Source organism: Algoriphagus sp. UBA3586 (assembly GCF_002376385.1).
GTDB lineage: Bacteria > Bacteroidota > Bacteroidia > Cytophagales > Cyclobacteriaceae > Algoriphagus > Algoriphagus ornithinivorans.
In genome coordinates this window covers 21,793-42,505 of record NZ_DFMT01000038.1, presented here as the reverse complement: position 1 = coordinate 42,505, position 20,713 = coordinate 21,793, and the positions used below count along the sequence as shown (strand labels likewise).

Genomic DNA, 20,713 nt, shown 5'->3' with positions numbered 1-20,713 from the left:
TTATCAAATGAAAAAGCTCAAAATTTACCTGCTGACTTATTTGAAAGGAATGGCCATGGGCGCCGCGGATATTGTTCCTGGTGTTTCAGGTGGTTCCATAGCTTTGATCACAGGTATTTATCAGCGTTTGCTGGACAGTATCAATGCCTTTACAGGGGATAACCTGAAACTTCTGCTCAAATTTGAGTTGAAAGGATTTTACAAATCTGTAAATGGTAGCTTCTTACTCAGTCTTTTGCTGGGTATCATGACCTCAATTTTCACACTTTCCAAATTGATAACCTGGCTGATGGATGAACATCCCATCCCGCTTTGGTCATTTTTCTGTGGATTGATCCTGATTAGTGCTTTCATTATTTTGAAAGAAATCAAACGCTGGCATTTGGGAGTGATAATTTCTCTCTTGATAGGAACAGCTTTGGCGTGGTGGGTAACAGGCCTTCCTCCGACCACCTCTCCCGATGCGCTTTGGTTTACTTTTGCCGCCGGAGCTATTGCTATATGCGCCATGATCCTTCCGGGGATTAGCGGAAGTTTCATCTTGCTGATTTTGGGAAAATATGAAACAATATTGGCAGCAGTTTCAGAAAAAGATATTCTCACATTGGGAATTTTTGCCTCAGGTTGTATTGTGGGTCTTCTTTCATTCAGTAGAGTTGTTTCTTGGCTCCTTAGAAAATTCTATTCCACTACCATAGGTTTACTTTCAGGGTTTATGTTGGGTTCCATCAATAAATTATGGCCTTGGAAAGTGGTTACTCAATACAGAACCTCCTCTTCCGGAGAAGAAAAACCCTTTTTAACTGAAAATATTTGGCCTTCAGAATATTTGGCTCAGGTAGGTGCTGAGCCCAATTTAACATGGGCCATATTTGGCTTTGTTGGGGGAATTGTATTGGTTTTGGGAATTGATTTGTTGGCCGCTTATCTCAAGAAATCATGAGAAAATTCGGTTTAATCGGATATCCATTGGGTCATTCTTTTTCAAAGAAGTACTTCACAGAAAAATTTGAAAAAGAACAAATCTCTAACTGTCACTTTGACCTATATGAAATCCCTGAGATTACTGACTTTTCCAAAGTTTTAAAGGAAAACCCCGAATTGGAAGGGATGTCAGTGACCATCCCATACAAGGAGCAAGTAATCCCTTGGATGGATGCTCTTGATCCTGCCTGTGAGAAAATCGGTGCAGTCAATTGTATTAAAATTGAGCCCGGAAAACTGACTGGATACAATACGGATTACTTTGGCTTCAAAGGTTCCTTAGAAAAATGGTTGGGCCCAAAAAGACCCAAAGCTTTGGTTTTGGGAACTGGTGGAGCTTCTAAGGCAATTAAGCAAGCCCTCAATGATTTGGAAATTGAATTCCTATCTGTATCCAGAAATCCAGCGGATCAACAAATTAGCTATCAGGATTTAGAAGGTAACCCATCTTACATGGCTGATCATCATTTGTTGATCAATTGTACTCCCTTAGGCACTTATCCCAAAACAGAAGGATTTCCTCCTATTCCTTTGTCACAATTGTCCTCTGAGCACTGGGTTTTTGATTTGGTTTATAATCCTTCAGAAACTACCCTCATGAAAGCTTGTCTTTCAAATGGAGGAAAAGCCAAAAATGGATTGGAAATGTTAGAGCTTCAAGCAGAAGCTGCCTGGAAAATATGGAATGAGAAATCATGAAAAAGGCTATCCTCATTATTCAATGCAAAGATCAAAAAGGAATAGTAGCAGCTGTTTCCCAATTTTTGTTTCGATATGAGGGGAATATTTTAGAAGTAGATCAGCATGTGGATGAGGAGCTGGGGATGTTTTTTATGAGAGCAGCCTGTGAACTTGAAAGCTTTTCCATTTCCAAGGAATCAATCAAGCAAAAGTTTGAAGAAGAGGTCGCTGGAAAATTTGGGATGGACTTTAGGCTTCATTTTAATTTTCCCAAACCAAGAATGGCTCTTTTTGTGAGTAAGCTCTCACATTGCCTTTTTGATATTTTGGGCAGGCATCATGCGGGTCAGTTGGAAATGGATATCCCTTTGGTAGTTTCCAATCATCCCGATCTGAGACAGGTAGTAGAGTCCTTTGGGATTAAGTATGAGCATATTCCTGTCAACAACTCCAACAAAGAGGAAGCAGAGGCCAAGCAACTGGAGCTCTTAGAGGAAAATCAGGTAGATTTTATTGTGTTGGCTCGGTACATGCAGATTTTGTCAGGGAAGTTGATTGAAAGATTTCCCAATAGAATCATCAATATCCATCATTCTTTTTTACCTGCTTTTATTGGAGCAAAACCGTATCACGCAGCATACGAAAGAGGCGTAAAAATCATTGGGGCCACTGCTCATTATGTGACTGAAGAATTGGATGCAGGACCGATTATAGAACAGGAAGTTGCACGCGTTCGCCACCATAATACGATTTCTGAATTGGTACAAATTGGCCAAGACGTGGAAAAAGTAGTTCTCTCCAAGGCCATTAAATATCATTTGGAAAGGAAGGTCCTTGTTGTAAAAAATAAGACAGTGATCTTTTATTGATTAGGGAATTACCTTTCTGGGAATATCTTTGGGAAGTCTTGTTAGCAATTCATAATTCACCTGCTGGGTAGACTCCGAAAAGGAAGCAACAGTAATTTCTTTTTTCCCCTGCTTTCCAATCATTACCACTTCATCCCCTGTTTGAACTCCCGATACCTTAGTAATATCCACTGCGATGGCATTCATGGTAACCGTTCCCACCACTTGACAGAATTGCCCGCCTATAAGGACTTGTCCTGAGTTGGAAAGTAACCTACTGTATCCATGGCCATACCCGACAGGCACGATGGCCAATTGCATGTCATGAAGGGCCATGAAACTATTGCCATACCCAACAAACTCTCCCATTTCTACCTTTTTCAGGCTCATGACAGAACTCTTCCAGGTAATCAGTCTTTTCAATGGGTTTTTATTATTGCTTGGAAGATCTTTCAATTTGGCAAAATACGTCTCTTTGGTTGGCCAAAAACCATAACCGGCAATGCCGATTCTCACCATGTCCATGATGGTTTCCGGAAAAATCAAAGTGGCTGCAGAGCAGGCAGTATGGTACCTGTTGAAAAAGAGATAGTTTTCTGAGAGATAGTTTTTAAACTCATAATAGACTGAAATCTGATTTTTCACCCTCACAAAATTGCTCACGCTTTCAGCTCCTGCATAATGAGTGCAAAGTCCTTCTAAAATCACATGTTCTTTGGCTTCTTTCAACACTTGAACCAACTTTTCTCTATCCTCCCAGTCAAACCCTGTTCTGTGAAATCCTGTCTCAACTTCAACATGGATCTTTGCAGGAATTTTGATTCTTTTTGAAATAGAGATTGCCTTTTCCAGCCTGTAAAAATCAAAAACATAAAAATTGATCCCAGCTCGGATCAAATCTTCCATTTCTTCCTCATACAACATCCCCAGAATCATAATCTCAGAATTTTTGGTAGAATGCTTTTTAACAAGCCAAGCTTCATCCGAGCTGAAAGCACTGAAATGCCTGATACCTGCTTTTTCTGCTATTCCTACCATTTGCTCAATTCCATGCCCATAGGCATTTCCTTTAACCACTGCAGAAATAGTAGGCTTTTCCCCTATTTCTGAGCGAATGTATTTGATGTTTTGTCTATAGGCTTTTGCGCTGATTTCCAAAAAGGAGGTAGCAATCATAATTCTTGGTTTTTTTGAACCGGGCCAAAAATTAAGTCAGCTTGATTCCAATTCCCAATTTTCCCTACATTTATTCCTAAAGCTTTTACAAATGGACACTCAATCGAAAATTCGCTGCCCTTGGTGTTTGGGATTTGATCAATATGTTAGCTACCATGACGAAGAATGGGGAGTTCCTGTTTATGATGATAAGATTCATTTTGAATTCCTGGTTTTGGAGTCTGCCCAAGCAGGATTGAGCTGGGCAACGATCCTGAAAAAGCGGGAGGGATATAGAAATGCTTTTGCCGATTTTGATTACAAAGTGGTCGCTGACTTTCCCGATTCCTATGTAGAAGAATTGCTCCACGATCCGGGAATTATTCGAAATAAGCTCAAAATTAAAGCAGCTATCAATAATGCTCAACGCTTTATGGAGGTACAGCAAGAGTTCGGTTCTTTTTCAGATTATATCTGGTCTTTCGTAGGAGGAAAACCTATTCAAAACAAGCTTCAAAGTATGAAAGATGCTTCTGCTACCTCAGCTGAATCCGACCGATTGGCTAAGGATCTAAAGAAAAGAGGCTTTAAATTTTTGGGTTCCACAACAATCTACGCCCACATGCAGGCAACTGGCTTAGTGAATGATCATTTGGTCGATTGTTTTCGGCATAGTGAAGTGAAAAAACTGCAAGGGTCTTAAGCTTGGACTTTTACCTTACAATTAGATTAATCTCATCAAAATATACTTTCCCTAAAGTTAAGTCGGGTACAAATAAACCAACCTGAATTTTTTCTGCATCTTTTGGAAAATTTTCCAAGGTGGCTTTCAATAAAAACCAATCAAAATCACCTTGAAAAAGCTCTTCATTTGTGGCGGAAGCACTTTTGCTTTGATCAAATGCTATTCTGGGAAAAATCTGTATTCCAATGTGCACTCTTCCTCCTAAAGTTAAATCCCTTACATTTTCTCCCTTTACAAAAGCTAAAAGCTCAACTGTGCTCCCGGGAGCAGGCATGGGTCCGGTATAAGTCTGAATCCAAGTTGCAGCATGGGCAGTTGATCTTTCTTTATTTTCGATAAAAAGAGATCGGTTTCCAGTCAAGAATACTTCCCTGCTCACTCCATACTGAACTGTATTGGAGGTCAATGGTGTCCAAGGCGAAACATTATCTGGATACAGGGATAAATTGGGATTCAAAAGAAGTTGGCTTCCTTTGGGAAGGAAGTCTTCCTCGGCATTGCAGGAAACCAACAGGAAAAGAAAAAGAATCAGGGAAAAATTTCTGGCAGCTTTCATAACTATCGCAATTCATTCATTTTCAGATGAATCTAAGTTACTAGTTTTTGGGTCAGAGACAAGGGTTTTCTTTATCTAAACTAAGAAATTTTTTCAAAATTACGATTCAAATATCAGTTAGAGAACCTCCTTCATGAGAGAAAAAGGAACTCCTCTTAGTCTCTTGACATTTTGCAAAAGGGGTCTGCTTTTAGGCAAAAGCAAAGAATACCAACCATACCAAAAACAGGATAGGTAATAAAATAGGCAGGGAGAAGCGGATGATGTAGCCAAAGAAGGATGGCATTTTGATCCCGCTTTGTTCAGCGATTGACTTTACCATGAAGTTAGGTCCATTACCAATGTATGTCATAGCTCCAAAAAATACAGAGGCGATGGCAATAGCCATTAGCTGGAAAGATGAATCAGGATAACCATCAGCAGCAAACTGCCTTACTTCCTGAATATTGTTGATCGAAGCTCCCTCTGAAGCCATTGCTGCTGCTAAGAAATTCAGGTATGTTGGGGCATTATCCAAAAAGCCTGATAAAATACCTGTTCCCCAATACAAAGTATTATGGGTGATTAATTCAGCTCCTTCAGGAGATTTCGCAAAATCACCCACCAATTCCAAAGCAGGCATCATGGTTCCGAAAATACCGATGAAAATAAACGCAACTTCCCGGATTGGTTCGAAGTTGAATTCATTGCCTTTAATCGCTCGTTGATCTGCAAATCGATAGGAAAGGAAGGCTACAGAAAGCATGATAATTTCTCTGAGAAAAGAGAATTTTTGTCCATCATAGTGGATAGCAGGAACCCAGTCCAGTACGTTTGGGTCGAGGAAGACAGAACAAATCACAATGAATAACCATCCAAAATTCTTCAATCCAATCATGGAGAATTTATTGGTATAGGTTACCTCTTCCATTTCACTGTCATCATTTGCTCTTCCAAATTTGCGATCGACAAAATAGAATGCGGCCGCTAAAATCAGTAGGGCAAATAGCCAATTGTCCCAGTTGTTTTCTAAAGTCCAGAAGAATGGAACACCTTTCAAAAAGCCTAGGAATAAGGGAGGGTCACCAATAGGTGTCAAAGACCCCCCGATGTTGCTGACCATAAAAATAAAGAAGATGATATGGTAAGCTTGAATGTTGCCTTTATTCAATCGAATAAAAGGACGGATTAAAAGCATGGAAGCCCCAGTCGTTCCAATCAAATTGGAAACCAATGCTCCTATCAGCAGCAAAGATACGTTGGCAAGAGGTGTAGCTTTTTTGTCAATTTCAATCAAAATACCCCCTGAGGCAATGTACAGAGAGGCCAAAAGGGCAATAAATTGAACATATTCGGCCAAGGCGTGAACCGGCCCGTGTACATTTTCTAATACAAATAGATAGTATAAAACCACTAGAACAGCCAAGCCAACCGCAATTTTGGGATAGTTTTTATGCCAGAAATGCTCATAGAACAATGGCCCCGTAGCAATCATCAGAAGAAGAGCCACAAAAGGAATGACTAACCATCCCGGAGGTGTATGGTGGACTTCGGTTTCGTGTGCTTCTTCTATGTGAACGCTAGCTGCCTCATGATCAGCATCTACCTGCTCAGCTTGTGCAATTAGCCTAGTTTCATTAGAGCTCTCCTTAGCCAGGCACTGGGATGCCTGCATTCCGGGAAAAAATAATATTCCGAAAAGTAAGGAGATGCCAAGGATAAAATTCTTCATGTGAATAACAGGGGTATGCTGGGTGTTCTTTTCGGTTAATTTAAGCAAATATTTTTTGCTTGACAGTCTGTAATAGGGATTTGCTAAACTACAGATTTTGCGTCAAACCGCACAACCATCAAAAAGCTGCCCAGCGGATTTAATCAAAAATTAACTCCAACTGGGCAAAGCTAAAGAATGGTTTTACACGAGTTGACCCAAAGCTATTTTAAAGGAGCTTTCAGCCAGTTTAGTTTTTCCTGGATTTTCCGCAAAAGTCTTTTTCAAGGCTTTTTCAATAGTCTTGCTTACATCTTTGAAAATTGCCTGATCGGTTACTTCTGCTTGATCACTCATGAGGTAAGCAAATACCCTTGCCATACCACAATTCGCGATGAAATCCGGAATCACGGAAACTTGATGATCTGTCCATGCACCAATAGGTCCGAAGAAAATCTCCGGGTCTGCAAAAGGTACATTGGCTCCGCAGGAAATCACTTCTAACCCTGCTTTGATCATTCGTTCTGACTGCTCTTTAGTAATCAGTCTTGATGCCGCGGCAGGGATAAAGATTTCACTTTCCAGATCCCAAATCTCTTCATTAATCATATCAAAAGGAATCAATTGGTCAGCGATTAACTGATTGCCATTTCTGGTTATAAATAACTCTCTTACTTCATCAAGAGAGAATCCTTCTTTTTTGATCAAACCGCCATCACGGTCAATGATGCCGACTATTTTAACTCCCTCTACTGCCAGAAAACATGCTGCAGCGGCTCCTACATTGCCCCAGCCCTGGATGACTGCACGCTTTCCTTTGAGGTTTCCGCCCCAAATTTTATAATAATGACGCACTGCCTCAGCCACTCCGTACCCGGTAATCATATCGGCTACTGTGTACTTTTTAGGACCGTTTGGAGTGAAATGAGGATCTTCTAAAACCTTGGAAACACCTTGTCTTAACTGACCAATTTTTCTGATTTTTTCAGGCTCGGTAGCATGAAAATGTCCATTGACCACACCTTCCTGTGGATGCCAGATTCCAAAAGACTCAGTAATTGGAATTACTTCGTGAATTTCATCCACATTCAAGTCCCCGCCAGTTCCGTAGTAGTTTTTCAGTAATGGAGTGACTGCCTTGTACCATCTTCTCAATACCTCATCCTTTCTTGGGTCCTTAGGGTCGAAATTAATTCCGGACTTTGCTCCTCCTATGGCTGGACCTGACACAGTGAATTTCACTTCCATAGTCTTGGCAAGTGATTCTACTTCTCTTTTATCCAAGCCTTTTCGCATTCGGGTTCCTCCTCCGGCAGCTCCCCCTCTCAGGGAGTTGATGACTACCCAACCTTCCGCTTCAGACTCAGAGTCTGACCACTCGAAAATGATTTCGGGTTTTTTATTTTCAAACTTCTTTAATAATTCCTGCATGTTTATTTGGGTTTACTTCGCAGCGCAAAAATAGAAAAATATCCAGCGCCTCCTAGAGTAGATTGTATGGAGGGTTAGCTATAAATCACTCCTCCAGAGGAATTTCTTCTAGCTCCTGTGACAGAGCTGAGGCAATTTTCCTCTCCCAGCAATCTAAGGAGTCCCAGAAAACCAAAAATCAAGGCTTCTTTGAATTCAATCAATTCAGATGAAGCTTGAAAATGATTCCATTGTCCCTCTAAATGAGCGTCTAATCGCTGGATAAAATAGCTGTTATAGGCCCCTCCACCTGTAATCAAAACCTGGGGATTTTCTACCTGGGAATAGTCTCTTATTACTTGGCTGATTTGCAGAGCGTAGTGCTCAATCAAAGTGGCTAATAGGTCCTTTGGGGCTAAGCCTGAATTTTTGATTAGTGGTTCAAAATCCTGCTCCATATCTTCCCTTCCCAAGGATTTTGCTCCTTTTTTGGAGTAAAAGGGCAATTTATTCAGCTTATCGAGAAGTGTATTTGATACCTTACCCTCAGATGCCCATTGACCACCTTTATCATAAGGAGCTCCTAAAATTTGGGCAATTGGATTTAACAAAATATTGAAAGGGCTCATGTCAAAAGCTACCCTTTGCTCATTTTGCTTCATACTTATGTTGGAAATTCCGCCCAGATTAATGCAGAAGTCCATTTGAGGGAAAAGTAATTCATCACCTATAGGTACCAATGGAGCTCCCTGACCTCCTAGTTGTATATCTAGCATTCTGAAATCATTGACCACTGTCAATCCTGAAGCTTGGTGAAGGGCCCATCCATTGCCAATTTGCAAGCTCAGTCCAAGGTTTGGCTGATGGAATACCGTATGACCATGTGAACAAAGAGCAAAAGGAGTAATTTCTCGTTCTTTGCAAAAAGCGGCTACTTGTTCCCCCATCCATTTTCCAAACGTCACATCTAAAACTGCCAGTTCATTCGCTGTTAATAGGTGTGATTTGGATAATTGATGTCCCAAGTTTTCAGGAAATGGAATAGTCAAAGCTTCCAAAATTTCGAAAGTCCAGTTATCACTCTTTTTGTATTCGCAGTAGGCAAGGTCTAATCCATCTCCGGAAGTACCGGACATCAAGCCTATTAGTTGGAAGCTCTTTGCGTTCATGGGTTAATGTTTGTTAAGTCAGGGACGATTCAAAGATAATTTTAGATACTGGAAAAAGTCCTCTTTTTTTAAATAGCTAATTTGCAGTCATAATTTATCATATGCCAAACCTCGTAGTCGACATAGGGAATACCCGGGTTAAATCAGCGCTTTTTGAAAAAGGTGAAATCACCTGGGAAAGGGCTTTTGAGAATCTGGACTTTGCCAAAAAAGCCTGGTCTGAACTGAGCTTCGAGGAGAGTATTATTTCCTCAGTCAAATGGTCAGAGGAAGAATTGAAATCCGCTTTGGATTTTGATTTTCTTTTTTTGACAAGAGAAACCAGTCTTCCCATATACAATGGATACGGTTCTCCTCAGACTTTGGGTTTGGATAGAATCGCTGCTGCGATCGGGGGCTGGAAAAAAGCCGGACAGAATTCAGCTTTGGTAATCGATTTGGGAAGCTGTATGACTTTTGAATTGATTGTGTCTGATACCTACAAAGGTGGAGCGATCAGTCCTGGCTTGGCTATGCGAGCCAAGGCCATGAATCAGTTTACGGCCCGCCTTCCTTTGGTAGAAGTAGGTAAAAAACCGGAGTCTCGGGTCGGAGATTCTACCCAAACTTGTATGCAAGTGGGGGTATGGTATGGCATTTATTACGAAATCATAGGTCAAATTCAGGCTTTTAGGGCCGAATTTCCTGAAATTAAGGTCTTTGTTTGCGGTGGAGATGCACAATCTTTTGAATCATTGGCAAAAGACCACATATTTGTAGTCCCAAATTTGGTCCTGTATGGATTGAATTGCATTCTAAACCACAATGTTGAGTAAAATCAAATGGCATCTATTGGGTGTTTGCTGCACCTTCATCCTCTTTTCTGAAGCTCAGGCACAGTCTAGTGCCTCCACTTATTCTGCCCTAGGAATCGGGGAGTTTAATTATTCCGGACTTACACAAAACCAAGGAATGGGAGGATTAGGAATCAGTTTTGGCACGGGCTGGAATGCCAACGTAGTCAATCCTGCCCTACAAACCAGAAACACTATTTTTAATTTTCAGACTTCCCTGAATTACAGAAGAATCAATGCTTCTAATGGGTCTCAATCTTCCGATGTGGACGGCGGAGGACTTTCCTATATCGCGCTTTCCTTGCCTTTCAAGCCAGGAAAACTAACTATGGGAATGGGTCTGAATCAGGTTACCTCGGTAAATTATGATCTGCAAATCTCCAGTATGGTTAACAATGCAGAGATTGAGGCAGTTAATAATATTAATGGCGACGGAGGAATATCCGAAGCTTACATCAGTGCGGGTTATTTATTAGCCAAAAATCTGAGTATTGGTGTTCATGGATCTTACCTATTTGGCTCTACCATCCGAAAGAATCAATTGACTCTATTTAATGAAAATGGCACGCAGGTAGGAAGCACTTCTGAATATTATGAAAGATTAACAATTAGCGATGTTGCCCTCAAATTTGGTACTCACTACTATTTCAAAGTAGGTGAGAAAAGTAATCTTCATGTGGGTGCCATTTATCAGGGTCTAGGGGACGTTAATGGAAGTGCCTTTGCCAAACTCGCCGCATTTGGCGAAGCTAGCGACCCCGATACAGAAGGAGACCTGATATTGGACAACGAAAAAGGAAGTATCTATATACCAAGTCGTTACGGATTTGGGGTGAGTTACGAGAGAGTCAATAAATACGTGATTGGATTGGAAGGTCAGTACCAGAATTTCTCTGATTTCAGAAACTTTCTGGGGGATCCTTTGGAGCTGAGAGAGGCTATTAAATTGGGCTTGGGATTCCAGATTGTTCCCGATTTTATGTCGGTTGATAACAATCTGAAAAGAGGCACTTACAGGGTAGGTTTGGAGTTTTTACAGACTCCATACTATATCAACCAGACCACCATTAATGACCTTGGCATTAACTTTGGAGCTTCAATTCCTGTTAACCAATTGTCGTTAATGAACCTTGCGGTAAAGGTGGGACAAAGAGGGACTACCTCCGCAGGATTGATCAGAGAAAACTACGTGAACTTTACCTTAGGCTTCTCTCTCAACGATAACACTTGGTTCTACAAAAGAGTATTTGAGTAAATATCTGAAGGCAGTTTTAAGGACTGCATAGAAAGAGAAGAGCAATTAAACCGAATTAAACAAGTCAAAACCATGAAAATTAAATCAACCCTTCTGGGGCTATCCGCCTTGCTTCTCGCCGGAATGGTGCAAGCCCAGGACGGATGGAATTGGCCATCCGACGAAGCTAAAGAAGCTAAAGCTAGAGAATTGAACGCTGCTTATGTAGACTACATGAAAGCGGATCAGTTTGTGGAAGCTACCAAACCTCTCCACTGGCTATTAGTGAACGTACCTAATTTGAATGAGTCCATCTACATTAACGGTACTAAAGTATATGATGGAGCAGCGGAGGCAGTTAGCGATCCTGCCAAGAAAAGAGCTTATCAGGATTCAGTAATGCTGATCTATGATAAAAGAGATGAGCTTTATAACAATGCTACTAAATGGATTGAAAATAAAGCATACTACGGATATGGCTACTTCAAAGGCACTAAAGAGAAATTAGGCGATGTAGTTGCTGATTTCGAAAGAGCAATGGAGATCAATGGAGAATTATCCATCCCAACTCTATATGCTGCTTACTTCGATGCGGTTTACAGACATAATGCCTACAATCAAGCATATAAGCCTGAGCAGGTTTTGGCCAAGTACGATAAAATTCAAGAGTATTTAAACAAGGCTGAAGCTAATGGTAAGGATGTATCCAATGCTAGAAGTACAGCTGAATCTATCTTGGTAGCTATGGAATTGATCGATTGTGACTTCATCGAAAACACCATGGGTCCTAAGTTGAAGGCTGATCCTACCAATGAGCAATTGGCACAGCAGATCTTCAAGTATTCTGTTCAGTATAAGTGTTTCTCTTCTAATGCATTCTTGACCGCTTTGGAACTGATTGACTCTAAAAATCCAACTTACGCTACTTCTCAGGTAAGAGCGATGAGATATATGCAGGAGCAGAATTATGAGAAAGCTCAGCCGGTATTGGAAAAAGCTTTGACTTTAGCTGAAAACAATGTGCAGAAAGCTGAAATCCAAATGGAATTGGCGAAAGTTCATGCCAACCTAGGAAGAAAGTCTGCTGCTAGAAATGCTGCTAAAGAAGCTGCTAACCTTGACGAAAGCAAAACTAAAGATGCTTACTCTTTGATTGGCGGATTGTATATGAACTCTTTCAACGACTGTAGAGGTGGTGTATCAAGAGTTAAAGATAGATCTATCTACATGGCTGCTTACAATGCATACCAAAGAGCAGGTGACTCTCAAGGAATGGCGCAGGCTAGAGCTCAGTTCCCTTCTAGAGAAGAAATCTTTACTGAAGGTCTTCAAGTAGGTGGTACTATCAATACAGGATGCTGGATTGGTGAAACTGTTACCTTGGCTACAAGAGACTAATTCAAAACAAATAAGTACAAAAGGCAGTCTTCGGGCTGCCTTTTTTTGTTTTCCCTTTCTGCTTAAAATATCTTTTATCTTTGCGTCATGAGGAAATTACTTCTCTTGCTTTCTTTAGCAATATCTCTGCTTTCCTGCCGGGAAGATGTGGATTCAACCGCATTGCAGGTGTATGAAGGACCAATGAACATTGCCACCAATATCCATGTGGTACATTCTGACTCAGCTATCGTAAGATCAGAGATCACAGCCGCCAAACAACTCGAATACCTCAATGGAAATATGGAGTTTCCAGATGGAATTTTGATTGAATTTTTTGAAAGAGACGGAACCTTAGAAACAACATTGAGAGCGGATAGGGGTTATTTTGACAAAGAAAAAAACCTGTATAGAGGTGAAGGGAATGTGCAGGTGGATAATTCTATAGAAGATCAGCATTTACAAAGTGAGGAATTGTATTGGGATCCAAACAAGAAAAAAATCTTCACTGATAAGTTTGTGACCATCCGGGACAAGCAAACCCTTTTTAATGGAACAGGAATGGAAGCAGATGAAAGCTTTACCAATTATACCTTGAAAAACGTGAGAGACAGTAGGACTATATTACCGGGAGAAGAAATATGAAATTAGGCGATTTATTGATTTTATCCCTTTCTTTGGCCTTGATAATCATTGGTATTCATCAGGCCATGACGGTGGGAATAGGGTTTTCCTATGCTATCTTTATGTTCGCAGTAGCTTTACTTTTTTGGTTTCAGTATAGAAGAACCAAGCGGGAGGAAGCAGAAAAAAATAACTCAAAGCCAGAAAAAAAGCGCAAGCGTTAATTTATGGAGACTACTTATCTCATTTATGTCATTATTACTCTCCTTTTTTCTGCATTTTTTTCAGGAATAGAAATCGCCTATATCTCTGCCAATAAGCTTCAGATAGAATTGCAGAGCAAGCAAGGTGCACTTAGCGGAAAAGTATTGAGTAGCTTCATCAAAAGACCAGGGCAGTTTATAGGTACTACTTTGATGGGAAACACGATCTCCTTGGTGCTCTATGGTATTTTCATGGCCTACCTGCTGGAGTATCCTTTGGATGCTTGGTTGCCTCCTGGGCTCAACAATGAGGTGGTGGTGTTGCTATTGCAAACCTTAATTTCCACTATTATCGTGCTGATTACGGCCGAATTTCTTCCTAAAAGCCTTTTTATGCTCAATCCTAACAATATGTTGAGCATTTTTGCCATTCCCTTTCTCGGCATTTATTACCTCATGTATCCGGTTGTTTGGGCTGTTGTAGGGCTATCCAGATTTTTTATTACCAAAATCTTACGATTAGAGTATAGTGAAGACAGACCGGTTTTTACAGTGACGGACTTGAACAGCTTTATCCAAAACCATATGAATCAGACCAAGTCTGAGGGAAAAGCTGAAATAGATACCAAAATCTTCGACAATGCAGTAGAATTCAAAACTGTCAGAGTTCGGGAATGTATGATTCCTCGAACAGATATTGTTTCTGTGGAGGTGGAAGACAGCATTGAAGATTTGAAAGAAGTGTTTGCTGAAAGCGGGCATTCAAAAATCATTGTATACAGGGAAACGATCGATGATGTAATCGGATATTGCCATCAATTGGAGCTTTTCAAAAAGCCTAAGACTATTGAAGAGATTCTCACCCCGATTATCATCGCTCCGGAATCCGCTCTTGCCAATGAGTTGCTGATTCAGTTTATTCAGGAAAGGAAAAGTTTAGCTTTGGTGGTGGATGAATTTGGAGGTACTAGCGGAATCGTATCGATGGAAGATATCATCGAAGAGATTTTTGGAGAGATAGAAGATGAGTATGACAGTGATGATTTGATCGAGCAAAAAATCGGAGATCAGGAATATTTACTCAGTGCCCGTCATGAAATTGATTATTTAAATGATAAATATGATTGGGATTTACCGATTGGAGATTTTGAAACAATTTCGGGATTAATTCTTTCTCATACCGAAAATCTTCCCAAAAAAGGGGAGTCTGTGACAATAGAGGCATATACCTTCACTGTAGTTTCGAGACAAGATCATAGAATTGACTCAGTTAGGCTCAAAATCAACGGCCCAACGATTTTTTAGGTAAGGGTTTGATTCAGAATATATTTTGAATTTCGTTACTAATGCTATTATTTTGCGACACTTCTAAAAAAGCGTAGTAACAATAATGGCGTTAATTAAACAAATAAGACAGCGGACAGGTCTCGCAATCGGTGTTATTGCCGGCGGGTTGATTTTATTCCTCCTAGGGGGTGATCTTTTGAGTCCTAATTCCTCTCTTCTCAATTCCAGCCAAAATATCGTTGGGGAAATTGCAGGAGAAGAAATCACGTATGAAGAATACGTGGCCAAGGTGGAAGAATTTCGAATCGCTTTTCAACAGCGTACCGGTCGAGCTCCATCTGAAGTAGAAATGTTTACTGTCAGAGAGCAGGCATGGCAAGCAATGATTGTCGATAAAGTATTCAAAGAAGAATACGAAAAATTGGGATTAACTATCTCCCCTGCTGAATTGGTGGATATGGTACAGGGAAAAAATATCGTTCCTGAACTCCGTCAGCAATTGGTGAATCCTCAAACTGGACAGTTTGACAAAAGCCAGTTGATTCAGTTTTTACAATCTTTAGAAACAGCAGATCCGGCTCAGCAAGCTTTTTGGGCTCAGCAAGAGCAGTTGTTCGCAGATTCTAGATTGAGAATCAAGTATGATAATCTTTTGGCTACTTCCGAGTATGCTACTTCTGCTGAAGCAAAATTGGAGTACAAGTCAGCCAATACTATCGCAGATGCATCCATCTTGTTTGTGCCTTACTATGCAGTGTCTGATTCTTCAGTGAAAATTTCTGATGCTGAATTACAGGCCTACTTGAAAAAGAATCAGGCTAAATTCAAAACCGGAAATTCTGCCAACTTGGAGTATGTAAGTTTTAGCATCAGACCAAGCAAAGAAGATTCAGCTGAGGTTATTTCCAGAATCAACCAATTGACTGAGCAATTGAGAACAGCTGAGAACGATTCTGTATTCGTTAACAGAAACTCTGACTTCAGACCAGCATTCTATACTTTCAGACCTGGTGATGAATTCCCTGCGGAATTGACCAGCAATGTAGATGAAATGGTAGAAGGCGAAACTTATGGTCCTTTTGTTACATCAAGCTCTACTTATATCTCTTTCAAAGTTTCTGATAAATACAACGGTACTCCAAGAATGAGCGCTTCTCATATCCTATTCAGCACAGAAGGAATGGACGAAGCTGCAAGAGCTCAGGTTAAAATTCAGGCTGAGGAAGTTTTGGCTGAATTGAAAAACGGTGGTGATTTTGCGTTGGCTGCCCGTCAATACGGTCAGGATGGTACCGCCCAAAATGGTGGCGACCTAGGCTGGTTTGCTAAGGATGAGTTTGTAGAAGCTTTCTCAAATGCTACTTATGCTAGAAGTTCTACAGGTTTGATTCCAAACTTGGTAGAAACTGAATACGGATACCACATCATCGATGTGACTTCTCTTCCAAAAAGCGAGTATACTAAAATAGCTGTATTGCAATTGGAGCTAATTGCTTCTGATGCTACAAGAAACGAGGCATTCAGAAATGCTGATGCTTTCGCTGCTGAATCCGGCAATAGAAATGAGTTTACAGAAAATGCTACTGACAAAGGATACAGAATCCTTCAGGCAAACAATGTAGATGCAGGTGCCAGAAATTTGAATAATCTCCAAAACGCCAGAGAGATTATCCGTTGGGCATTTGCTGAAGCTTCTCAAGGAGAAGTATCTCCTGTATTTGAATTGGATAATGCTTACATCGTTACTTCTTTGGTTAGTAAAAAAGAAGAAGGAGAAGCGAAGCTAGAAGATGTTAGAGAGCAAGTGAAAGGCCAAGTGATGAACGAGAAGAAAGCTGAAATCATCAAAAAGGCTTTAGAAGGTAAAGCTACTTTGGAAGAAATGAAGGCAGTATATCCTCAGGCAGCTTCATTGAATGAGGTTCCAGATCTGAAATTAAGCTCCTCGGTAATCCCAGGTATCGGATTCGCTCCAAAAGCAGTGGGTGCTATTTTCGGAATTTCTGAAGGTAAGATCACGCAACCTATTTCTGAAGACGTTGGTGTCATTGTAGGTAGATTGAATAATCTTACTCCTGCAGCCGAGATCGGTGACTATACATCCTATCAGGCATCTCTTACACAGAATGCAGCCCAGAGAACTTCCTATCAAGTCATGATGGCTTTACAGGATCTGGCCAATGTGAAGGATTATCGATATAAATTCTTCTAAGAAAAAATTGGAACCCATGCCGCAAAGCATGGGTTCTTTGTTTGTAATCCATTTTACAGGAGAGCTTACGAATGCAAAAGAAATTTAACAAAGAGACCTTCAAGGAAAAACTGGAAGCTAACGGACAGTTTCCAATGTTGTATATGTTTAAATTTATTGTTCCCAATGGAAGGGAGCATGAGGTTGGAGCAATTTTTCCTAAAAATGAAATGACCCTGAAGCCGAGCTCCGGAGGCAAGTATGTCAGCACCACGATACAGGTGATGGTAGAAAGTGCCGACGAGGTCATTGAATATTATGAAAAAGCTTCTACCATTGAAGGTGTGATTTCACTTTAACTTTTAAAAACCATGTGGAAAGAAGAAGACAACAAACTCAAAAGAACATTCAAATTTCAGGATTTTCAGGAGGCTTTTGCTTTTATGACCCGAGTGGCATTTTTAGCAGAGGCGCAGCAGCATCATCCTAATTGGAGCAATGTCTACAATACAGTGGAGATTGAATTGACTACCCATGATGCCGGAAATACCGTGACTGAGAAAGACCGTAAACTAGCAAAAGCCATCGACGAGTTGGGTGTATGACAGAGCAGCAGGTCAGCTTATTTTTGGTTCCTGTACCAATCGGCAATCTCAAGGATATAACTTTGCGGGCACTGGAAACACTTCAGACTGTCAATGTAATATTGGCAGAAGATACCCGAACTACGGGGATGCTTCTCAAACACCTTGAAATCACCAATAATTTACAATCTTACCATATTTTCAATGAGCATAAAGCAGTTGAAAAGCTGGTGGAAAGAATGAAAAAAGGAGAGGTATTCGCACTGGTTTCTGATGCAGGCACACCGGCAATATCTGATCCTGGTTTTTTGCTCGTTAGAGAGGTTATTGCGGCTGGTTTGGAGGTTCAATGTCTTCCAGGTCCAACAGCTTTTGTTCCTGCTTTGGTAAATTCTGGTTTGCCCAATGATCGCTTTGTTTTCGAAGGCTTTTTACCTCATAAAAAAGGAAGAAAGACCAGAATTGATGCATTGACTGAGGAATCCAGAACCATGATTTTTTATGAGTCTCCTCATCGCTTGTTGAAAACCTTGGCTCAGCTTGCAGAAGCTTTTGGAGAAGATAGGCAGGCTTGTGTTTCCAGGGAAATATCAAAGCTTCATGAAGAGAACGTCAGAGGAACCTTAGTCGAGTTGATTGATTATTATGAAAATAATCCCTTGAAAGGAGAAATTGTACTCACTGTGGAGGGAAAAGCAGAAAAGAAAGAAAGCAGAGAGGACAAGAGGAAAGCCAAATATGGAAAAGAAGAATAAAGCTGATTTTTAAGTTTGAAATCTGAAAAAGCTTCAACTAAATTCTATATCTTAGTTTCCGAAGGCTTCAAGCTAAAATGGCTTTAATCTTGCAAGTTAATTCCCTCATTAAAATATTTTCACCCTATCCATCCATTATTAAGTAAATCCCCACTTTTCATCGATGCTTAATTCAGCCGAACTTTCAAAACTCTTAGATCAAACACAAAATATTGCCAAATCAGTTGGCGCCTTTATCCGGAAGGAACGTCAGCATTTTGATGTAAAAAATGTAGAACATAAAGGCTTCAATGATTTGGTTTCTTATGTAGACAAAGAAGCCGAACGTCAGATTGTAGAGCAACTTTCGGTCATTTTCCCTGAGGCAGGTTTTATCACTGAAGAAGGTACGAATACCACCCGGGCTGAAGTATACAACTGGGTGATTGATCCTTTGGATGGCACTACGAATTTTATTCACGGCTTACCTGTATTTTCCGTAAGCATCGCTTTGATGGAAAAAGAGGAAGTGATTCTTGGAGTAGTGTATGAAATCAATATGCACGAATGCTTTTATGCCATCAAGGGAGGAGGAGCATTTTGCAATGATACCCCGATTCGAGTGAGTAAAGCTCCAAATCTGGCGGCTTCCCTCATTGCAACCGGCTTCCCCTATTATAATTTTGAACTCATAGACCGCTATTTGGCGACATTGAAAAGTCTTATGCAGTCTACCCATGGTTTGAGACGTTTTGGCTCAGCGGCGGTTGATTTAGCCTATGTTGCAGCGGGTAGAATAGAAGGGTTTTTTGAATATAATCTCAACTCTTATGATGTGGCTGCAGGAGCACTTATTGTACAGGAAGCTGGAGGTAAAGTGACGGATTTTTCCGGAGGTAAAAACTATATTTTCGGAAGAGAAATTCTAGCAACCAATAAATCGATTCACCAGGAGTTTTTTGAAGAACTGGATAGAATCTGGTCAGCCTAAAAAGAAATACCAGATGGTCAGGCTAAAAAGGGAGATGATCATCCCCAGACCGGAAAGTAAGGCAGCTAGTCTAGGGGCTAAATTGTAATTAATTGCGACAATTGAACCGGTAATCATGGGTGCCATCCCCGATTCCAGTACGGTTACTTTGAATGTAAGTCCTTCTGTATCCATAAAATTGCTGTAGATCAGGTAAACCAGTAGCGGTGCAAAAACCAATCGATAGGCTAAGCCATACCAAAAATATTGCGAAGTCAAATCAGCTTTTTCAATTCTAAACCTCAAACCTATCGCTAATAAAGCCATTGGAGCCATGGTTTTGCCTACCAATGTCAGGAAAGGCATTAAGAACTCTGGGGTTTTCCATCCCAAAAGACTCATGATTAGGGTTCCAACCAAAAAACCAAAAGGAGGAAATTTGATGATTTTTAATGGAATTTCTCGAAGTCTTCCGCTTTGATGGCTGTAGATCGAGCCAATTACAATAGCCAAGGACGAAACCAATAAAAAAGAACCTCCCTGATCAATCAATAAGGCGATAGGAAGTCCTGACTTGCCATACAGTGCTTCTACCACTGGAAATCCTAAGAATGATGTGTTAGCTAGCCCTGCAACAATTGCCAAACAGCCTGTCACTTGTTTACTCCAATGAAAGATCTTGCCAAGGGTTCCGAATAGCAACCAGGAAAGCAGAAAAGTTAGCCAGGCCGCTGAAATAGGAATCAATAGGTCCCAACCTGGTTTTATTTGGGGTATATAAAGTAAAGCCAGGGCAGGAAGTACCAAGTTGAACAGATAAAAATTCACGAAGGAGATGGCTTTTTCGGTTGGAAAGCCTGCTTTTCGCTGAAAGACAAGCCCCGCAATCAAGAAAAGAAAAGAAATTACTGCCCCAATCATCTCAGCAAGTTATGAATCTCGAATTTTAATAACATAAAATTAATTTGGCATAATTGTAGCCGTCTGATTATCAAGGTACTTTTGTCTCGAAAACATGCATAAACCAATGACCAAACTTATTCCAATTTTTATTGACGGCAAGAAATGGGTGCAATTATCCCAGCTTTCCAAAGAACAGGAGCGCAAAATTAAATCTTGGTTGCCGGTGAGTTGCTTAAAGAAATTACTTTTCAATGGTATTGAATTGAAGGATTGTATCGATTTTGAGACCTATGAATATTGGTTTAAAAGCTACCAAGTAGGCAGCCAAAAAGCCAGTGCCTTGGATTTTTGAGAAGCTATTCGGGATTTGCAATCCCTAATTCATATTGAAGATTTTTTAATACGAAAAAATAGAGGTTTTTCAATTTTTCCATTTTTCAAAGCTCCTACCTACGGCTGGCCATCCTAGTTCATCGTTCATGTCCATATTTCGAAATTCAACATTCATCATTCGATGTTCGATATTTTTTTCAGC

The 20,713-nt window shown here is 40.5% G+C and carries 22 protein-coding genes; 16 read left to right on the top strand and 6 right to left on the bottom strand.

Annotated elements, in window-relative coordinates; translation table 11 throughout:
- Window positions 1-7 precede the first annotated feature (7 nt).
- The 3 genes from B2906_RS13975 to purU are packed head-to-tail and all read left to right on the top strand — an operon-like array spanning window position 8 to window position 2,534.
- Window positions 8-943 carry a DUF368 domain-containing protein gene (locus tag B2906_RS13975; protein ID WP_219957278.1) on the top strand — a complete coding sequence of 312 codons (936 nt, stop codon included), beginning with the start codon at window positions 8-10 and terminating at the stop codon, window positions 941-943.
- Window positions 940-1,683: a shikimate dehydrogenase family protein gene (locus tag B2906_RS13970; protein ID WP_219957277.1), complete on the top strand. Its 744-nt coding sequence runs from the start codon at window positions 940-942 to the stop codon at window positions 1,681-1,683. Before B2906_RS13975 ends, B2906_RS13970 begins: the two co-directional genes overlap by 4 nt.
- On the top strand, window positions 1,680-2,534 hold the full coding sequence (gene purU / locus B2906_RS13965; RefSeq protein ID WP_219957276.1) for a formyltetrahydrofolate deformylase: 855 nt from the start codon (window positions 1,680-1,682) through the stop codon (window positions 2,532-2,534). Before B2906_RS13970 ends, purU begins: the two co-directional genes overlap by 4 nt.
- Here the strand turns inward: purU and alr are convergent, their stop codons facing one another.
- The gene (gene alr / locus B2906_RS13960; RefSeq protein ID WP_219957275.1) at window positions 2,535-3,689 is read right to left on the bottom strand and encodes an alanine racemase; all 1,155 of its coding nucleotides are present in this window, start codon (window positions 3,687-3,689) and stop codon (window positions 2,535-2,537) included.
- Window positions 3,690-3,780: 91 nt separating this feature from the next.
- Between alr and B2906_RS13955 the strand changes: the two genes are divergently transcribed.
- A complete protein-coding gene (locus B2906_RS13955) occupies window positions 3,781-4,371 on the top strand; it encodes a DNA-3-methyladenine glycosylase I (protein ID WP_219957274.1) in 591 nt (196 codons plus the stop codon).
- Between the two features lie 10 nt (window positions 4,372-4,381).
- On the opposite strand, the gene B2906_RS13950 is transcribed toward B2906_RS13955, so the two are convergent.
- The 4 genes from B2906_RS13950 to B2906_RS13935 form a co-directional block, all read right to left on the bottom strand.
- Entirely contained in the window at window positions 4,382-4,969 is a 588-nt protein-coding gene (locus tag B2906_RS13950; protein ID WP_219957273.1) for a hypothetical protein, read from the bottom strand.
- A gap of 190 nt (window positions 4,970-5,159) precedes the next feature.
- Complete coding sequence (locus B2906_RS13945) at window positions 5,160-6,680, bottom strand: sodium:proton antiporter (protein ID WP_219957272.1); 1,521 nt, start codon at window positions 6,678-6,680, stop codon at window positions 5,160-5,162.
- Window positions 6,681-6,863: 183 nt separating this feature from the next.
- Window positions 6,864-8,090 (bottom strand): Glu/Leu/Phe/Val dehydrogenase dimerization domain-containing protein, encoded by a 1,227-nt coding sequence (locus B2906_RS13940; protein WP_219957271.1) that lies wholly within the window; start codon window positions 8,088-8,090, stop codon window positions 6,864-6,866.
- Between the two features lie 74 nt (window positions 8,091-8,164).
- A complete protein-coding gene (locus B2906_RS13935; protein WP_219957270.1) occupies window positions 8,165-9,238 on the bottom strand; it encodes an anhydro-N-acetylmuramic acid kinase in 1,074 nt (357 codons plus the stop codon).
- A gap of 101 nt (window positions 9,239-9,339) precedes the next feature.
- On the opposite strand from B2906_RS13935, the gene B2906_RS13930 reads away from it, so the two are divergent.
- From B2906_RS13930 to B2906_RS13880, 11 genes are all read left to right on the top strand, one after another.
- Window positions 9,340-10,053 (top strand): type III pantothenate kinase, encoded by a 714-nt coding sequence (locus B2906_RS13930; protein ID WP_219957269.1) that lies wholly within the window; start codon window positions 9,340-9,342, stop codon window positions 10,051-10,053.
- On the top strand, window positions 10,043-11,326 hold the full coding sequence (locus B2906_RS13925; protein ID WP_219957268.1) for a hypothetical protein: 1,284 nt from the start codon (window positions 10,043-10,045) through the stop codon (window positions 11,324-11,326). The genes B2906_RS13930 and B2906_RS13925 overlap by 11 nt, the downstream gene beginning before the upstream one ends.
- A 72-nt stretch (window positions 11,327-11,398) precedes the next feature.
- On the top strand, window positions 11,399-12,703 hold the full coding sequence (locus tag B2906_RS13920) for a hypothetical protein (RefSeq protein ID WP_219957267.1): 1,305 nt from the start codon (window positions 11,399-11,401) through the stop codon (window positions 12,701-12,703).
- 87 nt (window positions 12,704-12,790) lie between these two features.
- The gene (lptC, locus tag B2906_RS13915) at window positions 12,791-13,327 is read left to right on the top strand and encodes an LPS export ABC transporter periplasmic protein LptC (RefSeq protein WP_219957266.1); all 537 of its coding nucleotides are present in this window, start codon (window positions 12,791-12,793) and stop codon (window positions 13,325-13,327) included.
- On the top strand, window positions 13,324-13,530 hold the full coding sequence (locus tag B2906_RS13910) for a hypothetical protein (protein WP_219957265.1): 207 nt from the start codon (window positions 13,324-13,326) through the stop codon (window positions 13,528-13,530). Before lptC ends, B2906_RS13910 begins: the two co-directional genes overlap by 4 nt.
- A gap of 3 nt (window positions 13,531-13,533) precedes the next feature.
- Window positions 13,534-14,814 (top strand): hemolysin family protein, encoded by a 1,281-nt coding sequence (locus B2906_RS13905; RefSeq protein ID WP_219957264.1) that lies wholly within the window; start codon window positions 13,534-13,536, stop codon window positions 14,812-14,814.
- A gap of 85 nt (window positions 14,815-14,899) precedes the next feature.
- Window positions 14,900-17,008: a peptidylprolyl isomerase gene (locus B2906_RS13900; RefSeq protein ID WP_286940572.1), complete on the top strand. Its 2,109-nt coding sequence runs from the start codon at window positions 14,900-14,902 to the stop codon at window positions 17,006-17,008.
- 71 nt (window positions 17,009-17,079) lie between these two features.
- The gene (locus B2906_RS13895) at window positions 17,080-17,346 is read left to right on the top strand and encodes a DUF493 domain-containing protein (protein WP_144606174.1); all 267 of its coding nucleotides are present in this window, start codon (window positions 17,080-17,082) and stop codon (window positions 17,344-17,346) included.
- Between the two features lie 12 nt (window positions 17,347-17,358).
- The gene (locus tag B2906_RS13890; RefSeq protein WP_091653554.1) at window positions 17,359-17,592 is read left to right on the top strand and encodes a 4a-hydroxytetrahydrobiopterin dehydratase; all 234 of its coding nucleotides are present in this window, start codon (window positions 17,359-17,361) and stop codon (window positions 17,590-17,592) included.
- Window positions 17,589-18,326 (top strand): 16S rRNA (cytidine(1402)-2'-O)-methyltransferase, encoded by a 738-nt coding sequence (gene rsmI / locus B2906_RS13885; RefSeq protein WP_286940571.1) that lies wholly within the window; start codon window positions 17,589-17,591, stop codon window positions 18,324-18,326. Before B2906_RS13890 ends, rsmI begins: the two co-directional genes overlap by 4 nt.
- A gap of 163 nt (window positions 18,327-18,489) precedes the next feature.
- Window positions 18,490-19,296: an inositol monophosphatase family protein gene (locus B2906_RS13880; RefSeq protein WP_286940568.1), complete on the top strand. Its 807-nt coding sequence runs from the start codon at window positions 18,490-18,492 to the stop codon at window positions 19,294-19,296.
- Here B2906_RS13880 and B2906_RS13875 read toward each other — a convergent pair.
- Window positions 19,288-20,196: an AEC family transporter gene (locus B2906_RS13875; protein WP_286940566.1), complete on the bottom strand. Its 909-nt coding sequence runs from the start codon at window positions 20,194-20,196 to the stop codon at window positions 19,288-19,290. The genes B2906_RS13880 and B2906_RS13875 overlap by 9 nt on opposite strands.
- Window positions 20,197-20,302: 106 nt before the next feature.
- Here B2906_RS13875 and B2906_RS13870 point away from each other — a divergent pair, with 106 nt between their 5' ends.
- Window positions 20,303-20,530 (top strand): hypothetical protein, encoded by a 228-nt coding sequence (locus B2906_RS13870; RefSeq protein WP_286940564.1) that lies wholly within the window; start codon window positions 20,303-20,305, stop codon window positions 20,528-20,530.
- Window positions 20,531-20,713 lie beyond the last annotated feature (183 nt).

Bases quoted from the DNA above. Each gene is read 5' to 3' on its own strand.
- B2906_RS13975 (WP_219957278.1), top strand. From the start codon at position 8: ATGAAAAAGCTCAAAATTTACCTGCTGACTTATTTGAAAGGAATGGCC.
- B2906_RS13970 (WP_219957277.1), top strand. From the start codon at position 940: ATGAGAAAATTCGGTTTAATCGGATATCCATTGGGTCATTCTTTTTCA.
- purU (WP_219957276.1), top strand. From the start codon at position 1,680: ATGAAAAAGGCTATCCTCATTATTCAATGCAAAGATCAAAAAGGAATA.
- alr (WP_219957275.1), bottom strand. From the start codon at position 3,689: ATGATTGCTACCTCCTTTTTGGAAATCAGCGCAAAAGCCTATAGACAA.
- B2906_RS13955 (WP_219957274.1), top strand. From the start codon at position 3,781: ATGGACACTCAATCGAAAATTCGCTGCCCTTGGTGTTTGGGATTTGAT.
- B2906_RS13950 (WP_219957273.1), bottom strand. From the start codon at position 4,969: ATGAAAGCTGCCAGAAATTTTTCCCTGATTCTTTTTCTTTTCCTGTTG.
- B2906_RS13945 (WP_219957272.1), bottom strand. From the start codon at position 6,680: ATGAAGAATTTTATCCTTGGCATCTCCTTACTTTTCGGAATATTATTT.
- B2906_RS13940 (WP_219957271.1), bottom strand. From the start codon at position 8,090: ATGCAGGAATTATTAAAGAAGTTTGAAAATAAAAAACCCGAAATCATT.
- B2906_RS13935 (WP_219957270.1), bottom strand. From the start codon at position 9,238: ATGAACGCAAAGAGCTTCCAACTAATAGGCTTGATGTCCGGTACTTCC.
- B2906_RS13930 (WP_219957269.1), top strand. From the start codon at position 9,340: ATGCCAAACCTCGTAGTCGACATAGGGAATACCCGGGTTAAATCAGCG.
- B2906_RS13925 (WP_219957268.1), top strand. From the start codon at position 10,043: ATGTTGAGTAAAATCAAATGGCATCTATTGGGTGTTTGCTGCACCTTC.
- B2906_RS13920 (WP_219957267.1), top strand. From the start codon at position 11,399: ATGAAAATTAAATCAACCCTTCTGGGGCTATCCGCCTTGCTTCTCGCC.
- lptC (WP_219957266.1), top strand. From the start codon at position 12,791: ATGAGGAAATTACTTCTCTTGCTTTCTTTAGCAATATCTCTGCTTTCC.
- B2906_RS13910 (WP_219957265.1), top strand. From the start codon at position 13,324: ATGAAATTAGGCGATTTATTGATTTTATCCCTTTCTTTGGCCTTGATA.
- B2906_RS13905 (WP_219957264.1), top strand. From the start codon at position 13,534: ATGGAGACTACTTATCTCATTTATGTCATTATTACTCTCCTTTTTTCT.
- B2906_RS13900 (WP_286940572.1), top strand. From the start codon at position 14,900: ATGGCGTTAATTAAACAAATAAGACAGCGGACAGGTCTCGCAATCGGT.
- B2906_RS13895 (WP_144606174.1), top strand. From the start codon at position 17,080: ATGCAAAAGAAATTTAACAAAGAGACCTTCAAGGAAAAACTGGAAGCT.
- B2906_RS13890 (WP_091653554.1), top strand. From the start codon at position 17,359: ATGTGGAAAGAAGAAGACAACAAACTCAAAAGAACATTCAAATTTCAG.
- rsmI (WP_286940571.1), top strand. From the start codon at position 17,589: ATGACAGAGCAGCAGGTCAGCTTATTTTTGGTTCCTGTACCAATCGGC.
- B2906_RS13880 (WP_286940568.1), top strand. From the start codon at position 18,490: ATGCTTAATTCAGCCGAACTTTCAAAACTCTTAGATCAAACACAAAAT.
- B2906_RS13875 (WP_286940566.1), bottom strand. From the start codon at position 20,196: ATGATTGGGGCAGTAATTTCTTTTCTTTTCTTGATTGCGGGGCTTGTC.
- B2906_RS13870 (WP_286940564.1), top strand. From the start codon at position 20,303: ATGACCAAACTTATTCCAATTTTTATTGACGGCAAGAAATGGGTGCAA.